17 protein-coding genes are annotated in these 20,076 nt (G+C 52.8%); 1 reads left to right on the top strand and 16 read right to left on the bottom strand.

What is annotated here, in order from left to right:
• Positions 1-133 precede the first annotated feature (133 nt).
• From AC2TF6_RS22435 to AC2TF6_RS22455, 5 genes are all read right to left on the bottom strand, one after another.
• A complete protein-coding gene (locus AC2TF6_RS22435) occupies positions 134-925 on the bottom strand; it encodes an HAD-IIA family hydrolase (protein ID WP_491308566.1) in 792 nt (263 codons plus the stop codon).
• Positions 926-970: 45 nt separating this feature from the next.
• On the bottom strand, positions 971-1,741 hold the full coding sequence (locus AC2TF6_RS22440) for an MBL fold metallo-hydrolase (protein ID WP_491308567.1): 771 nt from the start codon (positions 1,739-1,741) through the stop codon (positions 971-973).
• Positions 1,742-1,754: 13 nt separating this feature from the next.
• Positions 1,755-2,567, bottom strand: a complete 813-nt coding sequence (locus AC2TF6_RS22445; RefSeq protein ID WP_491308568.1) for a carbohydrate ABC transporter permease — start codon at positions 2,565-2,567, stop codon at positions 1,755-1,757.
• 20 nt (positions 2,568-2,587) lie between these two features.
• Entirely contained in the window at positions 2,588-3,484 is an 897-nt protein-coding gene (locus tag AC2TF6_RS22450) for a carbohydrate ABC transporter permease (protein ID WP_491308569.1), read from the bottom strand.
• 152 nt (positions 3,485-3,636) lie between these two features.
• The gene (locus AC2TF6_RS22455; protein WP_491308570.1) at positions 3,637-4,953 is read right to left on the bottom strand and encodes an ABC transporter substrate-binding protein; all 1,317 of its coding nucleotides are present in this window, start codon (positions 4,951-4,953) and stop codon (positions 3,637-3,639) included.
• A 378-nt stretch (positions 4,954-5,331) separates the two neighbouring features.
• On the opposite strand from AC2TF6_RS22455, the gene bluB reads away from it, so the two are divergent.
• Positions 5,332-5,979, top strand: coding sequence for a 5,6-dimethylbenzimidazole synthase (gene bluB, locus AC2TF6_RS22460; RefSeq protein WP_009677134.1), 648 nt, complete (start codon positions 5,332-5,334; stop codon positions 5,977-5,979).
• Between the two features lie 147 nt (positions 5,980-6,126).
• Here bluB and AC2TF6_RS22465 read toward each other — a convergent pair whose 3' ends face one another.
• The 11 genes from AC2TF6_RS22465 to AC2TF6_RS22515 all read right to left on the bottom strand — a co-directional run bounded on the left by AC2TF6_RS22465 (position 6,127) and on the right by AC2TF6_RS22515 (position 20,063).
• Entirely contained in the window at positions 6,127-6,924 is a 798-nt protein-coding gene (locus tag AC2TF6_RS22465; protein ID WP_491308571.1) for an NUDIX hydrolase N-terminal domain-containing protein, read from the bottom strand.
• A gap of 14 nt (positions 6,925-6,938) precedes the next feature.
• Positions 6,939-7,940, bottom strand: coding sequence for an MBL fold metallo-hydrolase (locus AC2TF6_RS22470; RefSeq protein ID WP_491308572.1), 1,002 nt, complete (start codon positions 7,938-7,940; stop codon positions 6,939-6,941).
• A gap of 40 nt (positions 7,941-7,980) precedes the next feature.
• Positions 7,981-9,426 carry a CoA-acylating methylmalonate-semialdehyde dehydrogenase gene (locus AC2TF6_RS22475; RefSeq protein ID WP_491308573.1) on the bottom strand — a complete coding sequence of 482 codons (1,446 nt, stop codon included), beginning with the start codon at positions 9,424-9,426 and terminating at the stop codon, positions 7,981-7,983.
• Between the two features lie 9 nt (positions 9,427-9,435).
• Complete coding sequence (locus AC2TF6_RS22480) at positions 9,436-11,397, bottom strand: hypothetical protein (RefSeq protein ID WP_491308574.1); 1,962 nt, start codon at positions 11,395-11,397, stop codon at positions 9,436-9,438.
• Positions 11,398-11,424: 27 nt separating this feature from the next.
• Positions 11,425-12,423 (bottom strand): cysteine peptidase family C39 domain-containing protein, encoded by a 999-nt coding sequence (locus AC2TF6_RS22485; protein WP_491308575.1) that lies wholly within the window; start codon positions 12,421-12,423, stop codon positions 11,425-11,427.
• Between the two features lie 33 nt (positions 12,424-12,456).
• Positions 12,457-13,470, bottom strand: coding sequence for a hypothetical protein (locus AC2TF6_RS22490; RefSeq protein WP_491308576.1), 1,014 nt, complete (start codon positions 13,468-13,470; stop codon positions 12,457-12,459).
• A 67-nt stretch (positions 13,471-13,537) separates the two neighbouring features.
• The gene (locus AC2TF6_RS22495; protein WP_491308577.1) at positions 13,538-14,782 is read right to left on the bottom strand and encodes an LL-diaminopimelate aminotransferase; all 1,245 of its coding nucleotides are present in this window, start codon (positions 14,780-14,782) and stop codon (positions 13,538-13,540) included.
• A 67-nt stretch (positions 14,783-14,849) separates the two neighbouring features.
• The gene (locus tag AC2TF6_RS22500; RefSeq protein WP_491308578.1) at positions 14,850-17,738 is read right to left on the bottom strand and encodes an AMP-binding protein; all 2,889 of its coding nucleotides are present in this window, start codon (positions 17,736-17,738) and stop codon (positions 14,850-14,852) included.
• Position 17,739: 1 nt separating this feature from the next.
• On the bottom strand, positions 17,740-18,459 hold the full coding sequence (locus AC2TF6_RS22505) for a class II aldolase/adducin family protein (RefSeq protein WP_491308579.1): 720 nt from the start codon (positions 18,457-18,459) through the stop codon (positions 17,740-17,742).
• 41 nt (positions 18,460-18,500) lie between these two features.
• Positions 18,501-18,758: an acyl carrier protein gene (locus AC2TF6_RS22510; RefSeq protein ID WP_009677174.1), complete on the bottom strand. Its 258-nt coding sequence runs from the start codon at positions 18,756-18,758 to the stop codon at positions 18,501-18,503.
• A 30-nt stretch (positions 18,759-18,788) separates the two neighbouring features.
• Positions 18,789-20,063 carry a cation:proton antiporter gene (locus AC2TF6_RS22515; RefSeq protein WP_491308580.1) on the bottom strand — a complete coding sequence of 425 codons (1,275 nt, stop codon included), beginning with the start codon at positions 20,061-20,063 and terminating at the stop codon, positions 18,789-18,791.
• Positions 20,064-20,076 lie beyond the last annotated feature (13 nt).

The raw sequence follows: 20,076 nt of genomic DNA on the forward strand, positions 1-20,076 counted from the left end.
CCTCATCGTTGATTAAACATTCTCCAGGTCTCCGGTCCAATCAAACGTTCAGCACCTTCAGTCCCTTTAGGCAAGTAACATGCTGTATGATCCGGCTGCCTCTAAGCCGTATCTCGTGTCTTCCGGCGGCGAGTTACTGGGAAGAACAGCCTTGTTTCACAATGGCGTGAACGGAGGGCAGCACATAGGTCGGTTTAAACTCGGCCGACGCGATATCCGCTTCGCTCGTAATGCCCGTGAGGACAAGCGCGGTGCTCATTCCCGCCTCGGCTCCCATCCGGATGTCCGTCTCCAGACGGTCCCCGGTCATCAGGCAGTCTTTGGCTTCCACCTGCAAAATATCGAGTGCGGCCAGCGCCGTCATCACGGAAGGCTTGCCCATAATCCGGGTGACCTTTTTGCCGGTTGTACCTTCGATAGCGCCGATCATTCCTCCGCAGTCGGGAACGTCTCCGCCCGGCATCGGGCACGTTCTGTCGGGGTGGGTCGCGATCGCCTCGGCTCCATGCTTGATCGCCTGGTAGGCGAAATCCAGATGGTTGTAATGGAAATCGCGGTCCCAGGAAATGACGACGACACCGGTTTCCTCCGGCGTGTCCGCGAACCGGATGCCGTTTTCCAGAAATTCTTCCTTTAGAATCGGCTCTCCGATGACGTATACCTTTTCGCCCGGATAGTGATTCTGCAAATAACGGATCGTGACGAGCGCGGGATTCAGCATCTGTTCCATGCCGATCTTCACGCCGAATTTGTCGAGCTTTTTAACGTAATTTTCACGGGATTCGATCGTCTTGTTCGTCAAGAACAGAAGCTTCTTTCCTTTGGACTGCAGATGATGGATCGTTTCCACCGCTCCTTCGATCGCATGATCGCCCAAGTAAATCGTTCCGTCCAAATCAAATATGTACCCCTCATAATGATCCATCTCTTCACTCCCTTTCTCTCGGTTTTGCTTTTTCTTCGAGCTGATTTACAAACCCGGCTTTCCAGCCGTCAGAAAGATTCTTTCCAATTCCCGGCCCAAAGAAATTTTGGAAGAAACCGGCTCCGGTATTTCCTTCAACAGATCTTCGTAAGGCTCGTCGTCCGTCAGGTGCACGAGTATGCCCCGGCCGATTTTGCTCCAGTCGTAGTAACCGGCAATGTCCCGCAAAGTGCTGTGCATCGCCAGACTTCTCTCCGCCGTCGTCGATTCGTGGACAAGCAGGTCGATCCGGTCCATGTCCCGAATGAGCGGGTTCGGCATCGTATCCGTCGAATAAACGAATATCGTCCCGCCGCATTCCACCTGGATGCCGACGGCTGCAACGCCGTGCCTGCTCGGAAAAACCGATAGCGCCGTTTCGCCTTCTTTCCATAGAAGCGCAGGCTTCTCCCACTGGAACGATTGGACCGAAATCTCGAAAGCAATGGGCCATTTCGTCAATTTCATCAATTCCAGCCAGTTTTGCAGCCATTCTTTCTCCGACTCGTCGCAGTAAAGCTCCAGCGGTTCTTCCCGGCCGTCGATCCACATCCCCCACAGCAGGGAGGGCAGACCGTAAATATGGTCGATATGAACATGTGTAAACACCACCCGCTTGACTTCGTGCGTCGAAAGTCCGAGTGTTTTCAGCTTCCCGAGCGGGTTTCCTCCGATGTCTATAAGCGTGCTTCCGGACGTATCGCGCACAAGCAGATACGTATTGTCTCTATCCCTGCCCGAAGAGGCACACGCCGTTCCCATTAAAATCAGTTCCATGTCTGCGCGCCCCCTACTTGATGCCGGAGTGCATAAAGCTATCCACGAATTGTCTCTGGAACACGAAAAACGCGATGAGCAGAGGCAGGATAACCATCAGCGTTGCCGCCGTTACCGTTCCCCATTGGGCCCCGGTTTCAAACGACTGGGCGAAAATCGCGATCCCTACGGTAAGCGGACGGGATTCGACGGAGTTCGTAACGACGAGCGGCCACATGAAATTGCTCCAGTGAGTACTCACGGAAATGAGGCCGAACGCGATGTACGTCGGTTTGGCGGAAGGCAGGTACACGTACCAGAGCGTCTGCCACCATTTGCAGCCGTCCACCCGTGCCGCTTCGTCCAGATCGAGCGGAATCTGCTTGAACGTCTGGCGCAGTTGGAACACTCCGAACGAGGAAGCCCAATACGGCAGCATGATCGCCAGCTTCGTATCGACGAGATTCAGCTCTTTCATGATCGTGTAGTTCGGATAGATCAGAATGTCCGGCGGAATCATGATCTGCGTCAGGAAGATAATGAACAGAATACCGGAGCCGACAAAATTCAAGCGGGCAAACGCATAAGCGGCCAGCGTGACCGTAACGAGCTGAACGGCCAGGATGCCCCCAACTATGACGATCGTATTCCAGTAATACTGGAGGAACGGAATCGTTTTCCAGGCGTTGATGTAATTCAGGAAAGTCGGATTTTCGATCGCAAACGGATTGGCTCTTGTAATGATTTCTTCCGAAGGCGTGAAGGAAGTGAACACCGTCCATACCAGAGGGATCAGGAAGGCAATGGCAAGCAGAATAATAACCGTCCGGTTGATGACTTGATGCATATGGATGCCTCTCCTTTCTTCTAGTAGTGGATTTTTTTATCGAGATAAGCGTAGTTGAAAATAGATACGGCAAGCAGAATGACGAGCAGGATGACCGTCAGCACGGAAGCTTTGCCCATATCCCAGAAGCTGAACGCCGTTTCGTAAATGTGATAGAGCAGCAGGTTGCTCCCGTTGTCCGGACCGCCCTTGGTCATAATGTACAGGTGATCCACCAGTTTGAAGGAATTCGTCACCGCGATGATAAAAACGAACGTCGTGGTAGGCATCAGCAGCGGAAACGTGATTTTGCGGAACACCTGAAACGGGCTCGCGCCTTCCAGCTTGGCGGCTTCGTACACTTCTTTGGGCAGACTTTGCAGCCCGGCCAGGTAGAAAATCATGAAATAACCGGCTTCCTTCCAAATGACCATGAACATCATCGCATACATAACCCACTCGGGACTGCCGAGCCAGTTGGGGCTGTCGATGCCGAATACACCGAGGAATTTGTCCAAAAGCCCGTAATCCGGCGTATAAATGAACAGCCAGACGTTGGCGATGGCAATCATCGGAATGATGGTCGGGTAGAAAAAGGCGGCACGGAGCAGCCCGTTGCCCTTCAGCTTGTTGTTCACCCAGATGGCCATGTAAATGGCGAGAAAAATACTCGTCGGAACCGTGCCGATTGCCAGGAGAAGGTTGTTCTTGATGACTTTGCGGAACACTTCATCCTGCAGGACGGATTTATACTGATCGAGCCCGACAAACGTGCTGCTTTCGAAGTTGGAGCTGTAGAAGCTGAGATAGATCGACTTGAGCGTCGGGTAAAACGTGAACAAGGCCAGGAAAATCAGAGAAGGCAGAAGGAGCGCATAAGCGAACGCATTCTCTTTCCAGTTGAATTTATTCTTGATGGTTGCGGTTCGTTGAGCCAATAAAATCACCCGTTTCTTCACATGGAGAGGTTGGTCGAAAACGACAGGAAGCCGCAGGTCGCATTAGGCGATCCCGCAGAGAAAGAAGGATCCCGTAACGCAACTGCGGCTTCTCATCGTCTCTAGCCGAACATGTTTTAAGTTAGTTAAAGTTATTTAAAATTCTTTAGAATGCCGTCGGCCGCTTCCTGCGATTTCTGCAAAGCTTCTTTCGCCGTCATCTTGCCGAGCAGCGCCGCCTGAATATTGTCGTTAAACAGCTTGGTTATCTGGCCGTTCTGGTACGTGGAAAGCTCGCTGTTCGCGTACTCCAGCTGATCTCTGGCCACTTTGGCCTGAGGGAACGATTCGATGTACTTTTTCAGCTGATCGGTTTCGTAAGCGGCTTTCGTCGTGCCGACATATCCGGTGTCGATCGACCACTGGGCCACGCGCTCCGGCTTCGTCAGGAATTCGATGAATTTGACGGCCGCTTTTTTGCGCTCCTCCGGGATGTTTTTGAACACGTACAGATTGCCGCCCCCGGTCGGGGAACCGAATTGTTTGTTGGCCGGCAGGAAAGCGACGCCGAAGTTGAATTTCGCATCGGTTTTGACTTTCGTCAGGTTGCCGGTCGTATGGAACATCATGGCCGTTTTGCCGCTGATAAAATCGGAAGGCACAGTCGCCCACTCGATCGCCCCGTTAGGCATCACGTTATCCTTCTGCCCCAGGTCCATATAGAATTGAAGGGCTTCTTCCACGTGTGGCTTGTTGAAAAATACCTGCTTGCCGTCGTTCGACATAATGTTGTCGCCGGACTGTAATGAGAGCGCTTGCAGCATCCAGTATTGATAGCCGGTGCTCGGGATTTCGATCCCCCACTGCGACACTTTGCCGGATGCGTCCTTTTTCGTCAGCTTAGCCGCAGCCTCCCGGAGCTCGGCCCAGTTCTTCGGCGCTTTTTCCGGGTCCAGCCCCGCTTCCTTGAACATATCCTTGTTGTAGTAAAGCACGATCGTACTGCGCTGGAACGGAACGCTCCAAACGGTGTCGCCGGACTTCGTGTTGCCGAGGAACGCTTCATAGAAGTTGCCGAAATAGTCTTTCGAGAACCGTGGAGTGAGATCCTCAATGGCTTTCATCGAAAGCAGCGTATACAGATCCGTCGACAGCAGAACCGCCATATCCGGGGAGTTGTTGCCCTGAACCGCCGTAGCGACCTTCGTCATCGTATCCTGGTAACTGCCGCCGTAAACCGGTTTGATCTTAATGTTCGGGTTTTCCTTCTCAAAATCTTGGGCAAGCCCATCGATGATTTTCGTAATCGGTCCACCTACCGCAACCGGGAAGTAAAATTGAAGCTCGACGGGTTTGCCGCTGTCTCCGCCGGAACCTTTATTGTCTGTAGACGCCGTACTTCCGCCTCCTCCTCCGCAAGCTGAAAGGAGCATGGCGAGCGCAATCATAAGGACCATTAGTTTTTTCAAGAACGTTCCCCCCTGAAATTCGTTAAAATGTGTAAGTCTGTGCCGGTTTGAGTGAACTTTCACCTTTTTTGTAAACGCATTCATTTCTTTGCGGTATTCCGGACGCGATCTCTCCTTTCTATAAATAGGCATAAGAAAAAGAAGCCTCCAGCATAAAAACACCTCCGAAAAGGAGTATGCATGAAGGCTTCTCATTATCTCTAGCCGTCGTTGGATCAGGTATGATATTTGACTCCATCTTACACGGAAGCGGTTCCATTGGCAAGAGATTTTTGTCAAAAAAAATTCATAAAAGGAAGGAGATTTGCTCCTCTTCTCTTTTTTAACCAAACCAATCCGGTATAAAAAAGCATATAATGGAGATGGAGGTGAACAGACATGTTCAGCAGTGAAGAAAGAGAAGCGCTTTACAAAATTATGTATACCCGGCGAGACGTCCGTACTTTCCGCAGCGATCCTATTTCCGATGAAACCGTTATCAAGCTGCTGGAAGCCGCCCATCATGCCCCTTCCGTAGGGTTTATGCAGCCGTGGAATTTTATCTTGGTGACGTCGGATGAAATCAAGGAACGGCTCGCCTGGGCAGCCGACAAAGAAAGAAGGGCGCTGGCCATTCATTACGAAGGGGAGCGCCAGGATCAATTTCTGAATCTGAAAATCGAAGGTCTAAAGCAGGCGCCGCTGACGGTGTGCATCACCTGCGACCCGACGCGCGGAGGTTCCCACGTTCTGGGACGCAACTCTATCCCGGAGACGGACATGATGTCCGTTGCGTGCGCCATCCAGAACCTGTGGCTCGCAGCCTGCGCGGAAGGTCTGGCAGCCGGCTGGGTCAGCTTCTACAAGAAGAACGATATCCGCGATATTCTGGCGATTCCGCCGCATATCGATCCGCTCGCTCTAATCTCCATCGGCTACACGGATCACTATCCCGCCCAGCCGATTCTCGAAACGGCAAACTGGGAGAAACGCCGGGCGCTGGATGGCCTGATCTACCGCGAAACGTGGGGACAGCGCGGAAACTGAACAAGGGAGTATTCCGATTGGAATGCTCCCTTGTTTTTTGTGGCGCGGGCCGCGATTGCAGCGGTGCGAGTTCGTCGGGCAGGGCATGGCTGCACATGTGATTCACCTTCACCTGCAAAAGCTTCTTCCCGATCCTCTACGTCCGATTTACCGGACCGTTCCTGCCGCTGCGTGCCCATGTTCATTCCGGCTCTGCTCCAGGTAGTCTGAGGCAAAGTGAAAGCCGCGCTCGAGCAGCAGAGGAACGACTTTCTCCACCGTGCGGACGGTTTCTTCCCGGTTTCCTCCTCCGTCATGGAGCAGAATAATACTGCCGGCCTCTGTCTTTTCCTCAATGAGGCGCACCATGTTGTCAACGCCGGGGAAAGACCAGTCGAACATTTCGAATTCCTCCGACCACATCATAATTTCATACCCCCGGGCCCGGACCAGATCGATGTCCCCCTGATTCAGCAGGCCGTAGGGAGGGCGGAAAAGAACGGGCGCGAAACCGACGGCATCCCGTATCGCTTCATCCGTTCGGGACAGCTCCTCGTTCAGCTCTTTCTCATTAAGAAGGACCATGTAAGGATGGGTGTAGGTATGATTGCCGATCGCATGCCCTTCATCCAGTATCCGCTTGACGATGTGCGGGTGCTCCCGCACCCTTTCTCCCATTAAAAAGAACGTACAGGTGATGCCGTATTTCTTTAAAAGATCCAGGATCTGCGGGGTATAAACCGGATCGGGGCCGTCGTCAAACGTTAAATAAATTTTGTTTTCTCCGTTCGGAACTCTGCGAGGGAGATCCTCATGCGGCTCTCTGTAATGAGAAAGCATGTCTTGCGCCGCTTCCTTAATAACCGCGTATCTTTTCAGATCGCAGCTGTCCGAGGCATAAGTAAGGCCCGCTTCGGCTATTACGCCGATCAGATGCGCCCAATCCACTATTTTGTTTGCTTCCAATGGTTCTCATCCTTTCATGGGTTCCGATTAGCATGTGCGGGTGCACGTCTGTAATAAAGCCGCCCGTCCGCTCCCGCTTCCGCCGGTTCAATCAAGTTCAGGCTCTGCAAATAATTCAGGCTGGCCAGCATTTCAAACAGCTTAAAACGGAGCTGTTCCGCGTTTACCGGCACAAAGAACACGAGACAGCACAATTCAAAGGCGGTCATCGGCTTGTCCATCCGGGCCAGTATGTCATCAATGCGCTGCCGGTACTGGGCCGCAATGTCGGCCGCTCGGGCGTTGTACTTACGGAAAGGAATCATATGCCCCGGATAAGCCTTCCGGACAGGCAGTTCGGCATGTTCCTTCAGCGAACTGAAATAGGAGCTGAGCGGATTCTCGTCAAATCCGAGCGTGAAATTAAGGTTCGGCAGCATTTTCGGAATCACATGATCCCCGCAAAAAACGAGCTGCTCTCGTTTGTCGTACAGACAGAGATGGCCTTCCGCATGACCGGACACCAGCTCGGCTTCGAAAGTCCGGCTTCCCAGCGCAACTTTGTCCCCTGCCCGTATAAATTCCGTATCCGGGTGGGCAGTCATAGACTTCACGTAATGCTTCAGTTCAGGCGCCGTAACTTCCAGCAGATGCTTGGGGGCTCCGTGCCGGGTGAAAAGCTCCAGTACCTCTTCATCGTAGACGGAATCCGCCGACCAAATCCGCGAGGCCTGAAGGAAGCAGGCTTCCGTCATCCGCACCGAAGCCCCCGTCACATCCTGGAGCCTGGCGGCCAGCCCGTAATGATCCACATGATGATGAGTGATAATAATGGAGCGGATATCGCGCGGAGAAATCCCCAGATGTCTCCAGGCCTGCTGCCACAAGCCGAACGTTTCTTCATCGGGCATTCCCGCATCAAGCAGCGTGTATCCGTCTTCCCCACGGATCAGGTAGGCGTTCAGCCACTGCAGGACACTGCCGACAGGCAGCTTCACACTGACAATGTCCTCGGTTTCCTGTTTAAGCAGCTCCATTCGTCACGCTCCTTTCCATGTGTCCCGCATCGGTTTAGCCTCAGGCTTTCACGGTCATAACCTTCTTGCGCGTATAAAATTCAAGTCCGTCTTTTCCGTTTACATGCAGATCGCCGTAAAAAGAATTTTTGTACCCGGAGAAAGGGAACAGCGCCGTCGGAGCCGGTACGCCGATATTCACTCCCAGCATTCCGGCGTCTATTTCCTCGCGGAACTGGCGGACGGCTCCGAGCTGTCCGGTGTATATGCAGGCGCCGTTGGCAAAAGAAGAGCGGTTGGCTATCGCAATCGCCTCTTCTAAGCTGTCCGCCTGCATGATGGACAATACCGGCGCAAAAATCTCATCCTGCCAAATCTTCATCGCCGGCGTCACTTCGCCGAATACGGTCGGGCCGAGGAAATATCCCGCTCCGGATGCGGCCCCGTCTTTTCTGCCGTCCCGCAGCAGAACGGCGCCTTCCTGTTCGCCGGAGCTCAGATAATCCAGGGTCCTGTCTTTGTGGCTTTGGCGGATAAGGGGACCCAGCTCCGTCTCCTTATCTTCGCCGTTACCGATTTGCAACCGATCCGCCGCGGCAAGCAGCTTCTGTTTTAAGCCGTCCCGATCTCCGCCGACCAGAACGACGACGGAACAAGCCATGCAACGTTCGCCTGCAGATCCGAAAGCCGACTCGATAATGCTTTTGACCGCAAGCTCCTCATCCGCATCCGGCATAACAATGGAATGGTTTTTGGCTCCGGCCAGCGCCTGGACTCTTTTTCCGTGCTGTGCCGCCGTTTTGTACACATATTCCGCAACCGGCTGCGAGCCGACGAAGGATACGGCTTTGATCTCGGGATGCTCCAGAATGCCGTTCACCACTTCGCGCGCCCCGTGTACGATATTGAACACGCCATCGGGAAGACCCGCTTCCGTGAACAGCTCGGCAAGCCGGTTCGCAAGCAGAGGCGTGCGTTCGGACGGCTTCAAAATGAACGTATTGCCGCAGGCAATCGCCATAGGAAACATCCAGCACGGGACCATCATGGGGAAGTTAAACGGTGTGATGCCCCCCACAACCCCAATCGGGTAGCGCAGCATAGTCGTCTCCACACCGGTGCCCACGTCCGGGGTAATCTGTCCCATCATGAGGGACGGAATACCCGCCGCAAATTCCACGCATTCGACACCGCGCTGGACTTCCATATACGCATCTTGCTGGGATTTCCCGTTCTCCCTCGTAATCAGAGCGGCAAGCTCGTCCCAGGCCTCAACGAGAAGCTGCTGGTATTTGAAAAGAATCCTCGCCCTTTTCTGAACGGGCGTGTTTTTCCAGGGCAGAAAGGCGGCTTTCGCCGCTTGGACCGCCTGATCCAGATCCTTGCGGGTTGACAGCGGGACATGAGCGATAACCCCGTCGTTCGCCGGATTATAGACCGTTTCGGTCACGGACGAAGAAGATTCCTGCCAGCTGCCGGATATATAGTTTTTTAATAAAATGGTCACAGAAGCACGTCATCTCCTTTCGGCTTGCACACGATTTGAATAACGCGAACTTTGAAGCTTCACATAGCGGATGCAGTAAGCGGAGGGAAGGAGCGGCTCGTCCGGGATGCTGAGGTCCCCGCCGTCCAAGGATGTATCCAGAGAGACACGGAACGGCCTCTCGCCTACTTTGAATGCGACGGTTCCCACCTTCGCTGCACGGTACTCAAAAGGATTTCCAGCAGGTATTCCGTTTATAGAAATGCGTAAGCAGCCATTTTCCGGATCAATGGACAGCACGCATTCATACTCGGTGCCCTCTTCGTAGGTTTGTAAGAATACGTCACTTTCTTCTTGCAGGACCGAAATACGTCCGTCCGTGCTCCAATGGAGTCCGCCGGCCGTTTCGCCCCGGCCATCGGTCAGTTCGATCGTAAAAGGCGCCGTACCGACGGCAAGAGGCCGGATACCGATTGTCACGTCCGTTTGAAGGCCGGCGGGAAAAGTGAAAGTTTTCTCCACCTTGACGTAGTCATAGGGGTCACGGCTGCTCAAGATCAGGCCGGAATCTACTCTTAATCGGATTTCCGACCACTTGGGCCGGTAGATACTCCAGCGGTCGAAATCTTCCAGGCCGGAGCTTGGACGAGCAGGCATTTCACAGGTCTGTTCGGCTGCGGATACGAGACCGGAGCCGCCAGTGTCCGGCATCGGGGCTGCTGCTTGTGCCGTTACAAGGGGAGAACCGGACAAGCCGTACACTCTTCCCTCAAGGACATCCGTATCCGTATCTGTGTCTGCCGGAGGAGTTGCCGCATCTCCATCTTCATGAAAATCCGGCTCCAAGGGCACTGGAATGCGAGCCACCCAAATATCCTCCTTGTTCATGCTGTAAGCGACCCAGATTGCGTCCTCTTCCGGCATGCCGTTTCCGGCCGATATTCCGCGGACATAATTCATCCCGTAAAATTTGTAAAAGCCCGTATAGCGGCGCGGGGGAACTTCTCCTCCGATTAACCGGAGGTTGTCGAAGTGAAGCCCGTCCTCGCTTACGGCTGCGGCCAGCGGCCAGCGGTACGCATTGTTCGGGTTGGGATTGTACAGCAGCGCATATTTGCCGTCCGGCGTTTGCTGGCCCCACAGCTTGCTGCCCGCTGTGACCAGACCGTCAATCTCCCCCGTCTCTGTCCAGCTTTCCCCATCATCCTCGCTTAGGGCATATTTGCCGTTCTTGCCGATACCGGCTACCTTGTTTCCGGGAAGGGGATAGCAGCTCAGCGCTTTGTAGCCCGTAAGCGGATAAAAACCATCCTCGCTCTGATCCTCTTCCCACCACTGAATCGTCGCCAGCCTATCTTGCAGTAGTAGCCGGCATGCCTCGACAAACCCCTCATCCGGCGATTCCGTATACGAAGGATAGCCTGTGTTACCGGCATTCCACCCCGCATGAGCGTTCAGCCGGATGAAATAAATGGGGCCCATGGACCCGTCCGGGTATATCTCACGTACGACCCGGCCGATTCCGCGGCCATCATTGGGCATCACGGAAAGAACCGGGCTGATGCCGTAGAAGCCCAGCGTCAGCAGTCTTCCGTCGGCTGCCGTGTAAAACCCCATACGCTGATGCATGACGGCAAGGCTGCCGCTCGGCAGGTCAGCCCCGTCCGGCCCGCTATATACCCCCGTCGGTACCACGTAGGAAGGAAACGCAATCACCGGTTCGGTCCATTCCTTGCCGTCCGCCGAACTTGTAATCATCGTCCGGGCGGGAGGATGATTCTCTTCCACAGGACATGTAATATACTGCAAATAAAACCGCTGTCTCCAGAAAGCCAGCATAGGCGCATTATGAAAGGTCCAGCCAGGTCCTCCTTCCAGATCTGGCTTAAGCCTGCAAGCCCGGACCGCCTGGTAATGCCGGACGCCGGGAACAGGCTGGAGCCTTCCATGGTGCCGGGACGCCTCCGCTTGTTCCGTACCGATATATTTCATATCTTAGTGCCCTCCTTGACCGCCTTCCTAAGATTCCTTGGAGAGTGCTGCGGCGCCGGTGCTTTCGAGAAGCGCCGACCAGAAATTTCTCTCCCGGTAAAGAAGCGGCACGGCCAGGGTCATGAGCTGATCTCGGTTAAACCTTCTTTTCAGCGAAAATTTCGCTTTGATAAACACATTTTTCGCTTGGAACCAGCCCAGGGCCAATTCCTCCAGCTCCTGGTCAAGCGTCTGAAAATCAGCTTCCCGGATGAACCCTGCATCCAGTAAATAGCGCAGCATAAGCCGGTTTCCCGCCTGTCTGCTTTCGATAATATTGACGCCGACCAGTCCGTTGGTCATGCTCTCTTCAAACTTGTCCGGTTCCGGCGTTCCCTCCCACAAATGCTCCGTCTGCAGGTTGTCCAACTCTCCGATCAGCCTTTCCGCATGACGGCTCAAATCGGAAAGCTTGAATTCGTAAGGCGGAATCTGGTCCTTCAGCCGGATCAGAGAACATGGAGGCTCCTGATAAGCCGGATTATTCTCCGTCTGCGAGCTGATAAAAGCCTCCTGGAGACGTTCGGGAGGAACTTCAAAATCCCGGAAGCCGTTGATATCGTCATCCAGCACCCGGTATACCGAACGCTCCGCATCGTAACCGGTGATCAGGGAGTAGTGGTACCAGTGGTACTGTTTCCAGGCGAGCGAGTTCGGAATCCAGTGAAATAAATCCACGTGAACGACCGGGAGCTGACCGCTATCCAGCAGTTCGCCTATTTCTTCCCCGATTGCCTGCGGATTCCGGAAAAAGTAAGGCTCCCACTCTCGGATAAACGTATCAAAAACCTCATTCTGATACTTAAGCGGGTGGTCCATCGTTAAATAAGTGAATGAAGAATCCGTAGCGACCTGATACGTGTAGTGGTTCAGATAAGCAGCCGTCCGGTAGCTGGAATCGTTTGAGACGGCAATGGAATAGACCGTGTTCGACACGCAGTTCATCCAGAAGTCGTTAAACGGGCGGAGAGATTGGTTATACGTCAACGCAGCGCGCTCCCTTCTTAATCGAGATGAATATCAGCCCGGTATCATAGCCAGTCTTTCCAGCCAAAGTTCCAGAACCTGCTTTTCTTTCAGCGCCATCGTATCGAGACTTTGTATGATCTGTTCGATCAGACGCGCGCTTTGGGTGAGCTCGTATTTGAGCAATTTGTTTCTCAAGTTGAACAATTCCTGTTCCATTTGCTTGTATGCTTCCTGTACGATGTCCAGACCGGAATGTACGGCTATCCCATGCTCCTGCATGTATTGAAGCCGGACTCCCATGACTTTCTTGTGCTCCCAGAGGATATGGAGGTACGCGATATTCGTAACGACAGCACCTTCTCTGTCCAGAATGCACCTCAAAGACTCCGCAGCGCTTTTGTATACGTCGAGTCCGAACACCAGTTGAGAACGCTCGGGGAGTGCAAGACCGGTATGCTTATCCGCCGAGTCTACATACTGGGTCAGAAGCGGAATCACCTTGTCCAGTTGGAACTCCGGATTGAAATCTTCTCTCGCCCTCAACAGGAAAACATCCGTAACGGGAGAGTGGACGATCCCTTTGGCAATGTCGGCGAAAGGGACGGTTGAAGAAGCGAACAGTCTGCTTTTGTTAAAGCCGAGAATCTGAAATGTTTGCTCCTCCAGATCGTATCCATAGATCAGCGCTTCCTGGATAACGTGTTTTTTTCCGTGGAAAGGGTTGTCCGCCACATAATATTTATCTACATAGGCATACACGTATTGGCCCCGGTCAATGGCTTCCACCGCCTGCCGGTGAATGTCCTGCTCTTTTCCCGCCGCCTCCGGCACTATTGTCAGCACTTCACTGAAACAGCCGGGCTCGTCCGCGTTATAGAAACGGATTTCCGCGACTTGCTCTTCCCGGGTCCTGGTCAGCGAATAAGCCTGCAGCTGTATAAAATTATTGAGCATCCAGGGCATATAAGATCCGGCCGGACCGAGTATGCTCAAAGGAAACGCGTAATACATGCGTCCATGGATGGGAGGTATCTCCACAGGCAGCACTTTAGTTCCCGTTTTCACGCGCCTTCACTCCTTCTTCAAATTGAGGGCAGCCTTCTGTCCTGTCCATGCTGCCTCTGCGCCGGGATTACCAGATGTACCGGAGTCCGTGCAGCCTCGATTTCAGTTCGTCGATCAATGCTCTTTCTTCCTCTTCGCCTTCCGCTTCGAACGTGACGGAGAAACGCACGTAAGCGCCTGCGTCGTCCCATGGCACGGTGGAGATGAGTTTTTCGGTAATGAGATATTGGGAAAAGTCCTCCGCACTGTCGAACCGGGGGCCGTCTTCTATTCCCTTGGGAGCCTGCGCATACAAATAGAAGGTCGCTTTGGGCTTCTGCACTTTAAAACCGACCGAGCCTAAAGCTTCAGCCAGAAGACCGTGCCGTCTGGAATATTTGGCGGCGGTAGCCTCCGTAATTTCCGGATGATTCAGACAGTAGACGCCTGCCTTCTGAATCGCGAGAAACTGCCCGGAATCGTGATTGTCTTTCGCATAAGAAAATGCCTTAAGAACAAGCTCGTTGCCGGCTACGAAACCTAGTCTCCAGCCTGTCATGTTAAACGCCTTCGACAAGGACTGGATGGCAACGCCCACGTCTTTGGCCCCCGGGACGGACAGGAACGACAGTGGAGGTTCACCGTCGAACGTCAAGGCCGCGTAAGCTTCATCGGAGACGACGATAATCTCGTTTTCTTTGGCGAAGCGGACGACTTCTTCATAAAACGCCCGGGTAGCCACGGCGCCGGTCGGATTGTTCGGGTAATTCAAATAGAGCAGCTTCGCTCTTTTCTTCACCTCGTCGGACAAGGCACTGAGATCGGGCAAATAGCCGTTCTCCTCCAGCAGCGGCATCTTGACCACTTCACCGCCAAGCCACTGGGTGTGGGTGCCTATAACCGGATAGCCCGGCACGGTCATCAGCGTAATATCTCCCGGATTGATGAAAACAGCCGGAATCTGGGCCAGGGCAGGCTTAGAGCCGATACAGTGATTGATTTCGGTCGCCGGATCAAGCCCCTTTACACCGTAAATCCGCTCCATATAAGCGGCAGCCGCCTCCTTGAATTCGAACGACCCGTTATCCGAGTAGAACCGGTTCTCCCGTTTGGCCGCTTCCGTGGAGAGAACGTTAACGACCTCCTTGTCGGCCATCCAGTCCGGCTCCCCTAATCCCATGTCGATAATGGGGATACCCGGTTTTTCCTTTAATGCTTGAGCCTTCGCGCGCTTAATTTTCTCGAATTTATAAACCTCGTTTCCTTTGCCGAACTTGTCTCCGCCGATGCGGTCCGCAAAGGACTTTTGAATGTAATCTTGTAAAACGAGCATGTTTATCCCTCATTTATGCGTTTTATGGAGCACCGGCGGTGTTTCCCCGCCGGTGCGGGAGTTTTGCTTATGACAGTGAATCCGCTAATTCCTTGCGTTTGATTTTGCCGACCCCGCTGCGCGGAATGCTATCTACCGTAACGAATTTTTGCGGCAGCTTGAAAGGAGCCAGATACTGCTGGCAGTGTGCGATAAGATCGTCGATCGTCACACCCGGATCAAGTACGACGAAGGCTACCGGATACTCGGTCGTCTTCCGCTCATTCATGACACCGACAACGGCCACATCCTGGACGCCGGTCAGCTTCAGCAGGACATTTTCCACTTCAAGCGGGTCCATCTTCTTGCCGGCGACGTTGATCATGTCGGAAGAACGGCCGTTAATGTACAGGTGGTTGTGTTCGATAAAACCTCTGTCCGTGGTCTGATAATAGCCGTCCGGCGATATGACAAACGGGAAGGAAGCTTTATAGTAGCCTTTGGCCATGGAGGAGGAACGGACTTGAATAATGCCCGATTCACCATCCGCAACGGCAAAACCCTCTTCGTTCACGATCCGGATATCGACTCCGGGAACCGGCGTACCGAGCGAAGCTTCCTTGCTGCCGTTGTTGAACGTACAAGGACCCGCCTCGACGATGCCGTAATAATCGCAAATTTCCATACCGGTCTTGTCCAGAAACGCCTGCTTCACGGCATGATGCAGCGGAGCCGCAGAGGACAAGCACAAGCGGAGGCTGTGCTCCGGTTTGCAATATTTGGAGTTGTTAAGCAAATCGTAGACGACAGGGAAAGCGACCAGAATCGAGATGTTTTCCTTCATGACCGTTTCCCAGATCGACTTCGGTGTAATCTGCTTCGCGATAAACAGGCAGGCGCCCGACACGAATACGGCAAGCAGGGACGTATTGAATGCGAGTCCGTTATGGAACAGCGCGGTTACCTGCACGTTATCGGCGGAAGTGATCCCGGAAGCCTTGGCCCAGTTCACTCCGGCATTAATCACCGCATCATGAGTGAACATCAGGCATTTAGGCCGCCCTGTCGTACCCGAGGAGAAGCGGCAGGTCGCCACATTCGCAAATTCGTCTTCGTCGAACGAATCGAAGCTTTCTTCCCGAAGCTGAACCTGAATCCGACCCTCTCCGTCAAGTGTAAGAAGCGATCCGATGTTGTAGTAAGAGCAGAGGTTGTCCACCTCATCCTGGGTAAAGGTGTGATCGATCAGCATCGGGATATATCCTTCCAGAAGAAGGCCGTAGTACGCGAACAAATAGTTCGGGCAGTTCTTCATGGAAATCCCTACGGGATACTGCTTCGGAATCTGCTGTTTGATCCACGCGCCCGTCTTCTCCACCTGGTTCCAGAACTGGTGGTACGTATAGCTTTCATCCGCGTAGCGGATCGCTTCTTTCGGTCCGTATTTCAGCACCGCTTCATACAGCTTGTCGATGATGCGCTCGTTTTGAGCCGGCGAATCACCCTGTACCACTTCGCTGTCTTTCGGTTTATTGAGATAGTAGCGGTCCATTTTAACCTTGAAGGCGGAGTTGACGTCATCTTTGCCCAGCGTACCGGAGTAGAGCAGGTCCATGTTTTCCCCGAGGTTAAACAATTCCTTCGCTTCTTCGTCGTAATAACCGCCGATGGCGGAGTAACCCAGCCTCAGTTCTCCCGACTTCAGGTAGATCATTTGAGCCAGAATTCCCATATCTACCAGTCTTTGCTGATACGTGTAAAAGTTTTTGTCATTCACCTGGGACTTATCGATCGCGAAGAAGAACAGGACCGAAGAATCGTGTACGAATTCCTGATCGAAGCAAAGCTGAGTCGAGCGGGCTCTGAAATCGCCGGCCTTGATCATTTTCAGCTCGCTGCCGTTGAATTCATATGTGCCCGGAATCATGCCCTCCACGGCATGGACAACGCAGAATATGCGGATCGGCATACCGAGGCTGTTTACAAATTCCAGCAGACGAATGAAATCGTGACGCGGAATTTCAACCGGCAGATAGGAGGAGCTGGAGCGGCGTTCGATGATCAGACGCAGCATCTCATTGTAATCGTTCCACTCCGCCGGGATATGATGGCGTACCGTCCAGTCCTCAGACGGCTGCTGATGCTGAAGAGACTGGCGCACCTTTTCCTGGTACAACCGGATCGGTTCCCAGTCGAAAGCGGACAAACCGCTGTCGAACGTAGTGATGCAGCGGCTTTGATAGTTCCCGCGATAGGCCTGTTGCACGGCCCGGGGTTTGGTTTCGTGCTGCTTGACGGCGATAATCCCCACCGGTTCCTCGTGGCTGTCCAGATGAAGCAGCGTTTTGATATGCTGATCTTTGCATGCGGTATACGTGGTAAAATTTACGCCGAGCGAATGGAAGATCGTCTGGAAATTTGCCAGGACATGGCCCGCGTCGATGAAGCTGAAACGGTAGCCGCGATGGGAGTATTTCCAGCAGCTGCGCCAAGGAACGGCCGAAACCATGATGTAATAATCCGCGTCCTGGTCCTGTGGAAGGATCGCTTCATCCAGCAGAAAAAGGGAATCCGCGCAGGCGATTTTATGAAGAGAAGTATTGAGAGGCGAGTAATAATAAATGCCCGGCTCCACACCGTCCAGCGAACGGACAATAACATACACATCGACCGGATAGCAGCCTCCGGCAGACGGGAACGACCACAGCATTTCGGACTGGTAGCCGTAAAATTTTACCGACGTGACACTGAAAGAGCTGAGCAGCACCTGCTCCAGAATGCTTAACCCTGTCTTGGGCAGCATATCTTCATTGGTTTTGTTAAAAACGGATGTTTTCAGGCGGGTATAGGGTCCCTCGAAGTTTTTATGTCTTTCCGGACGTGGAGATTTGGAAAATTTGCTTCCCACGTATTCCCGGCCTTTTAAATTGTAGAAAATGGACAGAACATCTTCTTGAGTTAACAATTGATTGGTCATGTTACACTCCTACCAAATGATTTTTGGAATGGGGATTGAAATGCCGGTCTGCCTTCCTGCACCAGTAGGCCCAGTATTCCCGGATCGCTGTCGCGCCAAAGATGATTTTGCTTTTCATTTTGATCTCATGGCCTTCTGTCCATGTGTAAGGAACACCTGTCGATTCGGCGATAAGCTGAAGTTTGCAAGCATTCTCCAGAACGGCCGCCCAGCAGACGGTTTCCGGAATCGTTTTGCCGGCTGCGACCAGCCCGTGGTTTTTGAGCAGCAGCGTGTTGCTTTTACCGAGCGACTCGGCTACCTGTGCCGCAATATTCGGATTCGTTACCGTATTTGTAGTCAGCGTAAACCGCTGTGTATTCATAATCGGCGTAGCATCGTGCGTGACCGGACGAAGGTCCAAATCCGTGGCACTGAAAATCATGGAATACGGGGGATGCGAATGGATAATGCAGTTCACGTCCGCCCTCGCTTTGTAGGCTTCTGTGTGAAGCGGCCATTCCGAGGGAATATGCCCCTCTCCTTTCAAACGGTTGCCTTCGGAATCGATAAGGATAAAATCATCCGGCGTCGTTTCTTCCCAGCCCAGGAACCCTTTCCGGATCCAGATATTTCCCGATTCAGGATCACGGTAGGAAATTTGCCCGTTGTTAATGTCGTTATGCCCCTCCAGGTACAAAATTTGAGAGGCATAAACCATCTCTTCAATAAACTGGCTCACTGATTTTAGTCCCCTTCCGGTTGAAGAATGATTAAAGAGCGTTATACAGAAATTTTCTGGACTTCCTGCTCGATGAATTCCGCCAGACGGGAAATGGAATTGAGCACTTCCGGACTGATTTCCTCCACTTCAGTTTCAATATCGTAAGCTTCTTCCAGCAGAACGACGATTTTGATCTTCGCCAGGGAATCCAATCCCAATCTTCCGATGTCGTCGCCCACTCTTTCCAGATCCTCCGGCGTCACATTTCCGTCCGAGGCCTCCATAATAAATTGTTTGATTTTGTCTTGAATATTCATCGTTTTCCCACCTTCTTCAGATTGATGTTCCTATCCCCCGTCCTCTGTACGGTACTGGACTTTAGGAGGGAATACCGCCGAAGCCGCACGAGACTTGGTCCCCATGGAGAAATAATAGATCGGCATAGCGAGAGCGGTAGTAACAAGCGCCATCAGTACGAGCATGGCGTACAGCTTAGGCGTAATGATTCCGTAAGTCATCCCTATGTTGATGACGACCAGCTCCATCAGACCTCTGGCATTCATCAAGCCGCCGACTGCGGATGCTTCCCTCCAGCTGAATCCGATCTTTCTCATATACAGCGTGCATCCGCCGTATTTGCCCAGAATGGAGCAAAGCAGCAGGATAAGGAACGGCAACAGCATATCGGCGCTGAACAGGTCCAGCAGATTCGTCTTCATACCCGAATAGGCGAAATAAAGCGGGAGAAAAAAGACGACGGTAATGTCCCTGATTTTGAAGTTCATTTCGTTGAGAAACACTTCGCTTCGCGGCATGGCCAGTCCCAGAATAAAACAGCCGAAGACGGCATAAATGCCGATGTATTCCGTGACGAAACTCGCGCCCAAAGTCAATAACAGCACTAAAGCCAATCCTCCGTGCGACAAAAAACCGGCTTTCTGAACCTTTGCGCCAAAGCGTTCCATGAGCGGTTTGACGACAAACAGCACAACCAGAACGAACAAAACGGTGTACAACAGAGTAGACATTCCCGAGAACATATTTTTGGCCTGTACCATGACGATGACAACAGCCAGAATGCACCAAGAGATCACATCGTCTATACTTCCCGCCAGCAGAGTAAGCGAGGCGAAACGAGACTGAAGCAGCTTCTCCTCTTCGAGGATTCTCGCCAGCATGGGAATCGAGGTAATGGATAAAGCGACGCCCATGTACAGGAAAAATTCGAGCTGGGTAATCTGCTGCTGCGCAAGGGACGCATACAGGAAGAGGGAGATTCCTCCCCCAAGCAGAAAGGGAGGAATAATTCCCGATGAAGCGAGCAAGCCGGCCTGCCGGAACGATTTCCGGTCGATGCCTTTCATTTCCATACCGACGAGCAGCATGTACAAGCACAAGCCGAAATTGCTTAAAATGTAGATCGCATTGCCGACATCCGCATTAAATACCGATTTGCTGATCTCGGGAAAGAAATACATGAAGCAGGTGGGTCCCAGAAGAATCCCCGCTACCATTTCCCCGATTACAGAAGGAAATCTCAGCATGACCGCCACTCTCGCCATAATCCGCGCAGACGTAAGAATGAGAATCAGAGCGACTATTACATTGAGAAGAAGATGCATGATTTACAGCCTC

It is taken from the genome of Paenibacillus sp. JNUCC 35 (genome assembly GCF_058269095.1).

What these genes read in the sequence shown, in the direction of transcription:
- AC2TF6_RS22435 (WP_491308566.1), bottom strand. Translation starts at nt 925, where the DNA reads ATGGATCATTATGAGGGGTACATATTTGATTTGGACGGAACGATTTAC.
- AC2TF6_RS22440 (WP_491308567.1), bottom strand. Translation starts at nt 1,741, where the DNA reads ATGGAACTGATTTTAATGGGAACGGCGTGTGCCTCTTCGGGCAGGGAT.
- AC2TF6_RS22445 (WP_491308568.1), bottom strand. Translation starts at nt 2,567, where the DNA reads ATGCATCAAGTCATCAACCGGACGGTTATTATTCTGCTTGCCATTGCC.
- bluB (WP_009677134.1), top strand. Translation starts at nt 5,332, where the DNA reads ATGTTCAGCAGTGAAGAAAGAGAAGCGCTTTACAAAATTATGTATACC.
- AC2TF6_RS22470 (WP_491308572.1), bottom strand. Translation starts at nt 7,940, where the DNA reads ATGGAGCTGCTTAAACAGGAAACCGAGGACATTGTCAGTGTGAAGCTG.
- AC2TF6_RS22480 (WP_491308574.1), bottom strand. Translation starts at nt 11,397, where the DNA reads ATGAAATATATCGGTACGGAACAAGCGGAGGCGTCCCGGCACCATGGA.
- AC2TF6_RS22495 (WP_491308577.1), bottom strand. Translation starts at nt 14,782, where the DNA reads ATGCTCGTTTTACAAGATTACATTCAAAAGTCCTTTGCGGACCGCATC.
- AC2TF6_RS22500 (WP_491308578.1), bottom strand. Translation starts at nt 17,738, where the DNA reads ATGACCAATCAATTGTTAACTCAAGAAGATGTTCTGTCCATTTTCTAC.
- AC2TF6_RS22510 (WP_009677174.1), bottom strand. Translation starts at nt 18,758, where the DNA reads ATGAATATTCAAGACAAAATCAAACAATTTATTATGGAGGCCTCGGAC.
- AC2TF6_RS22515 (WP_491308580.1), bottom strand. Translation starts at nt 20,063, where the DNA reads ATGCATCTTCTTCTCAATGTAATAGTCGCTCTGATTCTCATTCTTACG.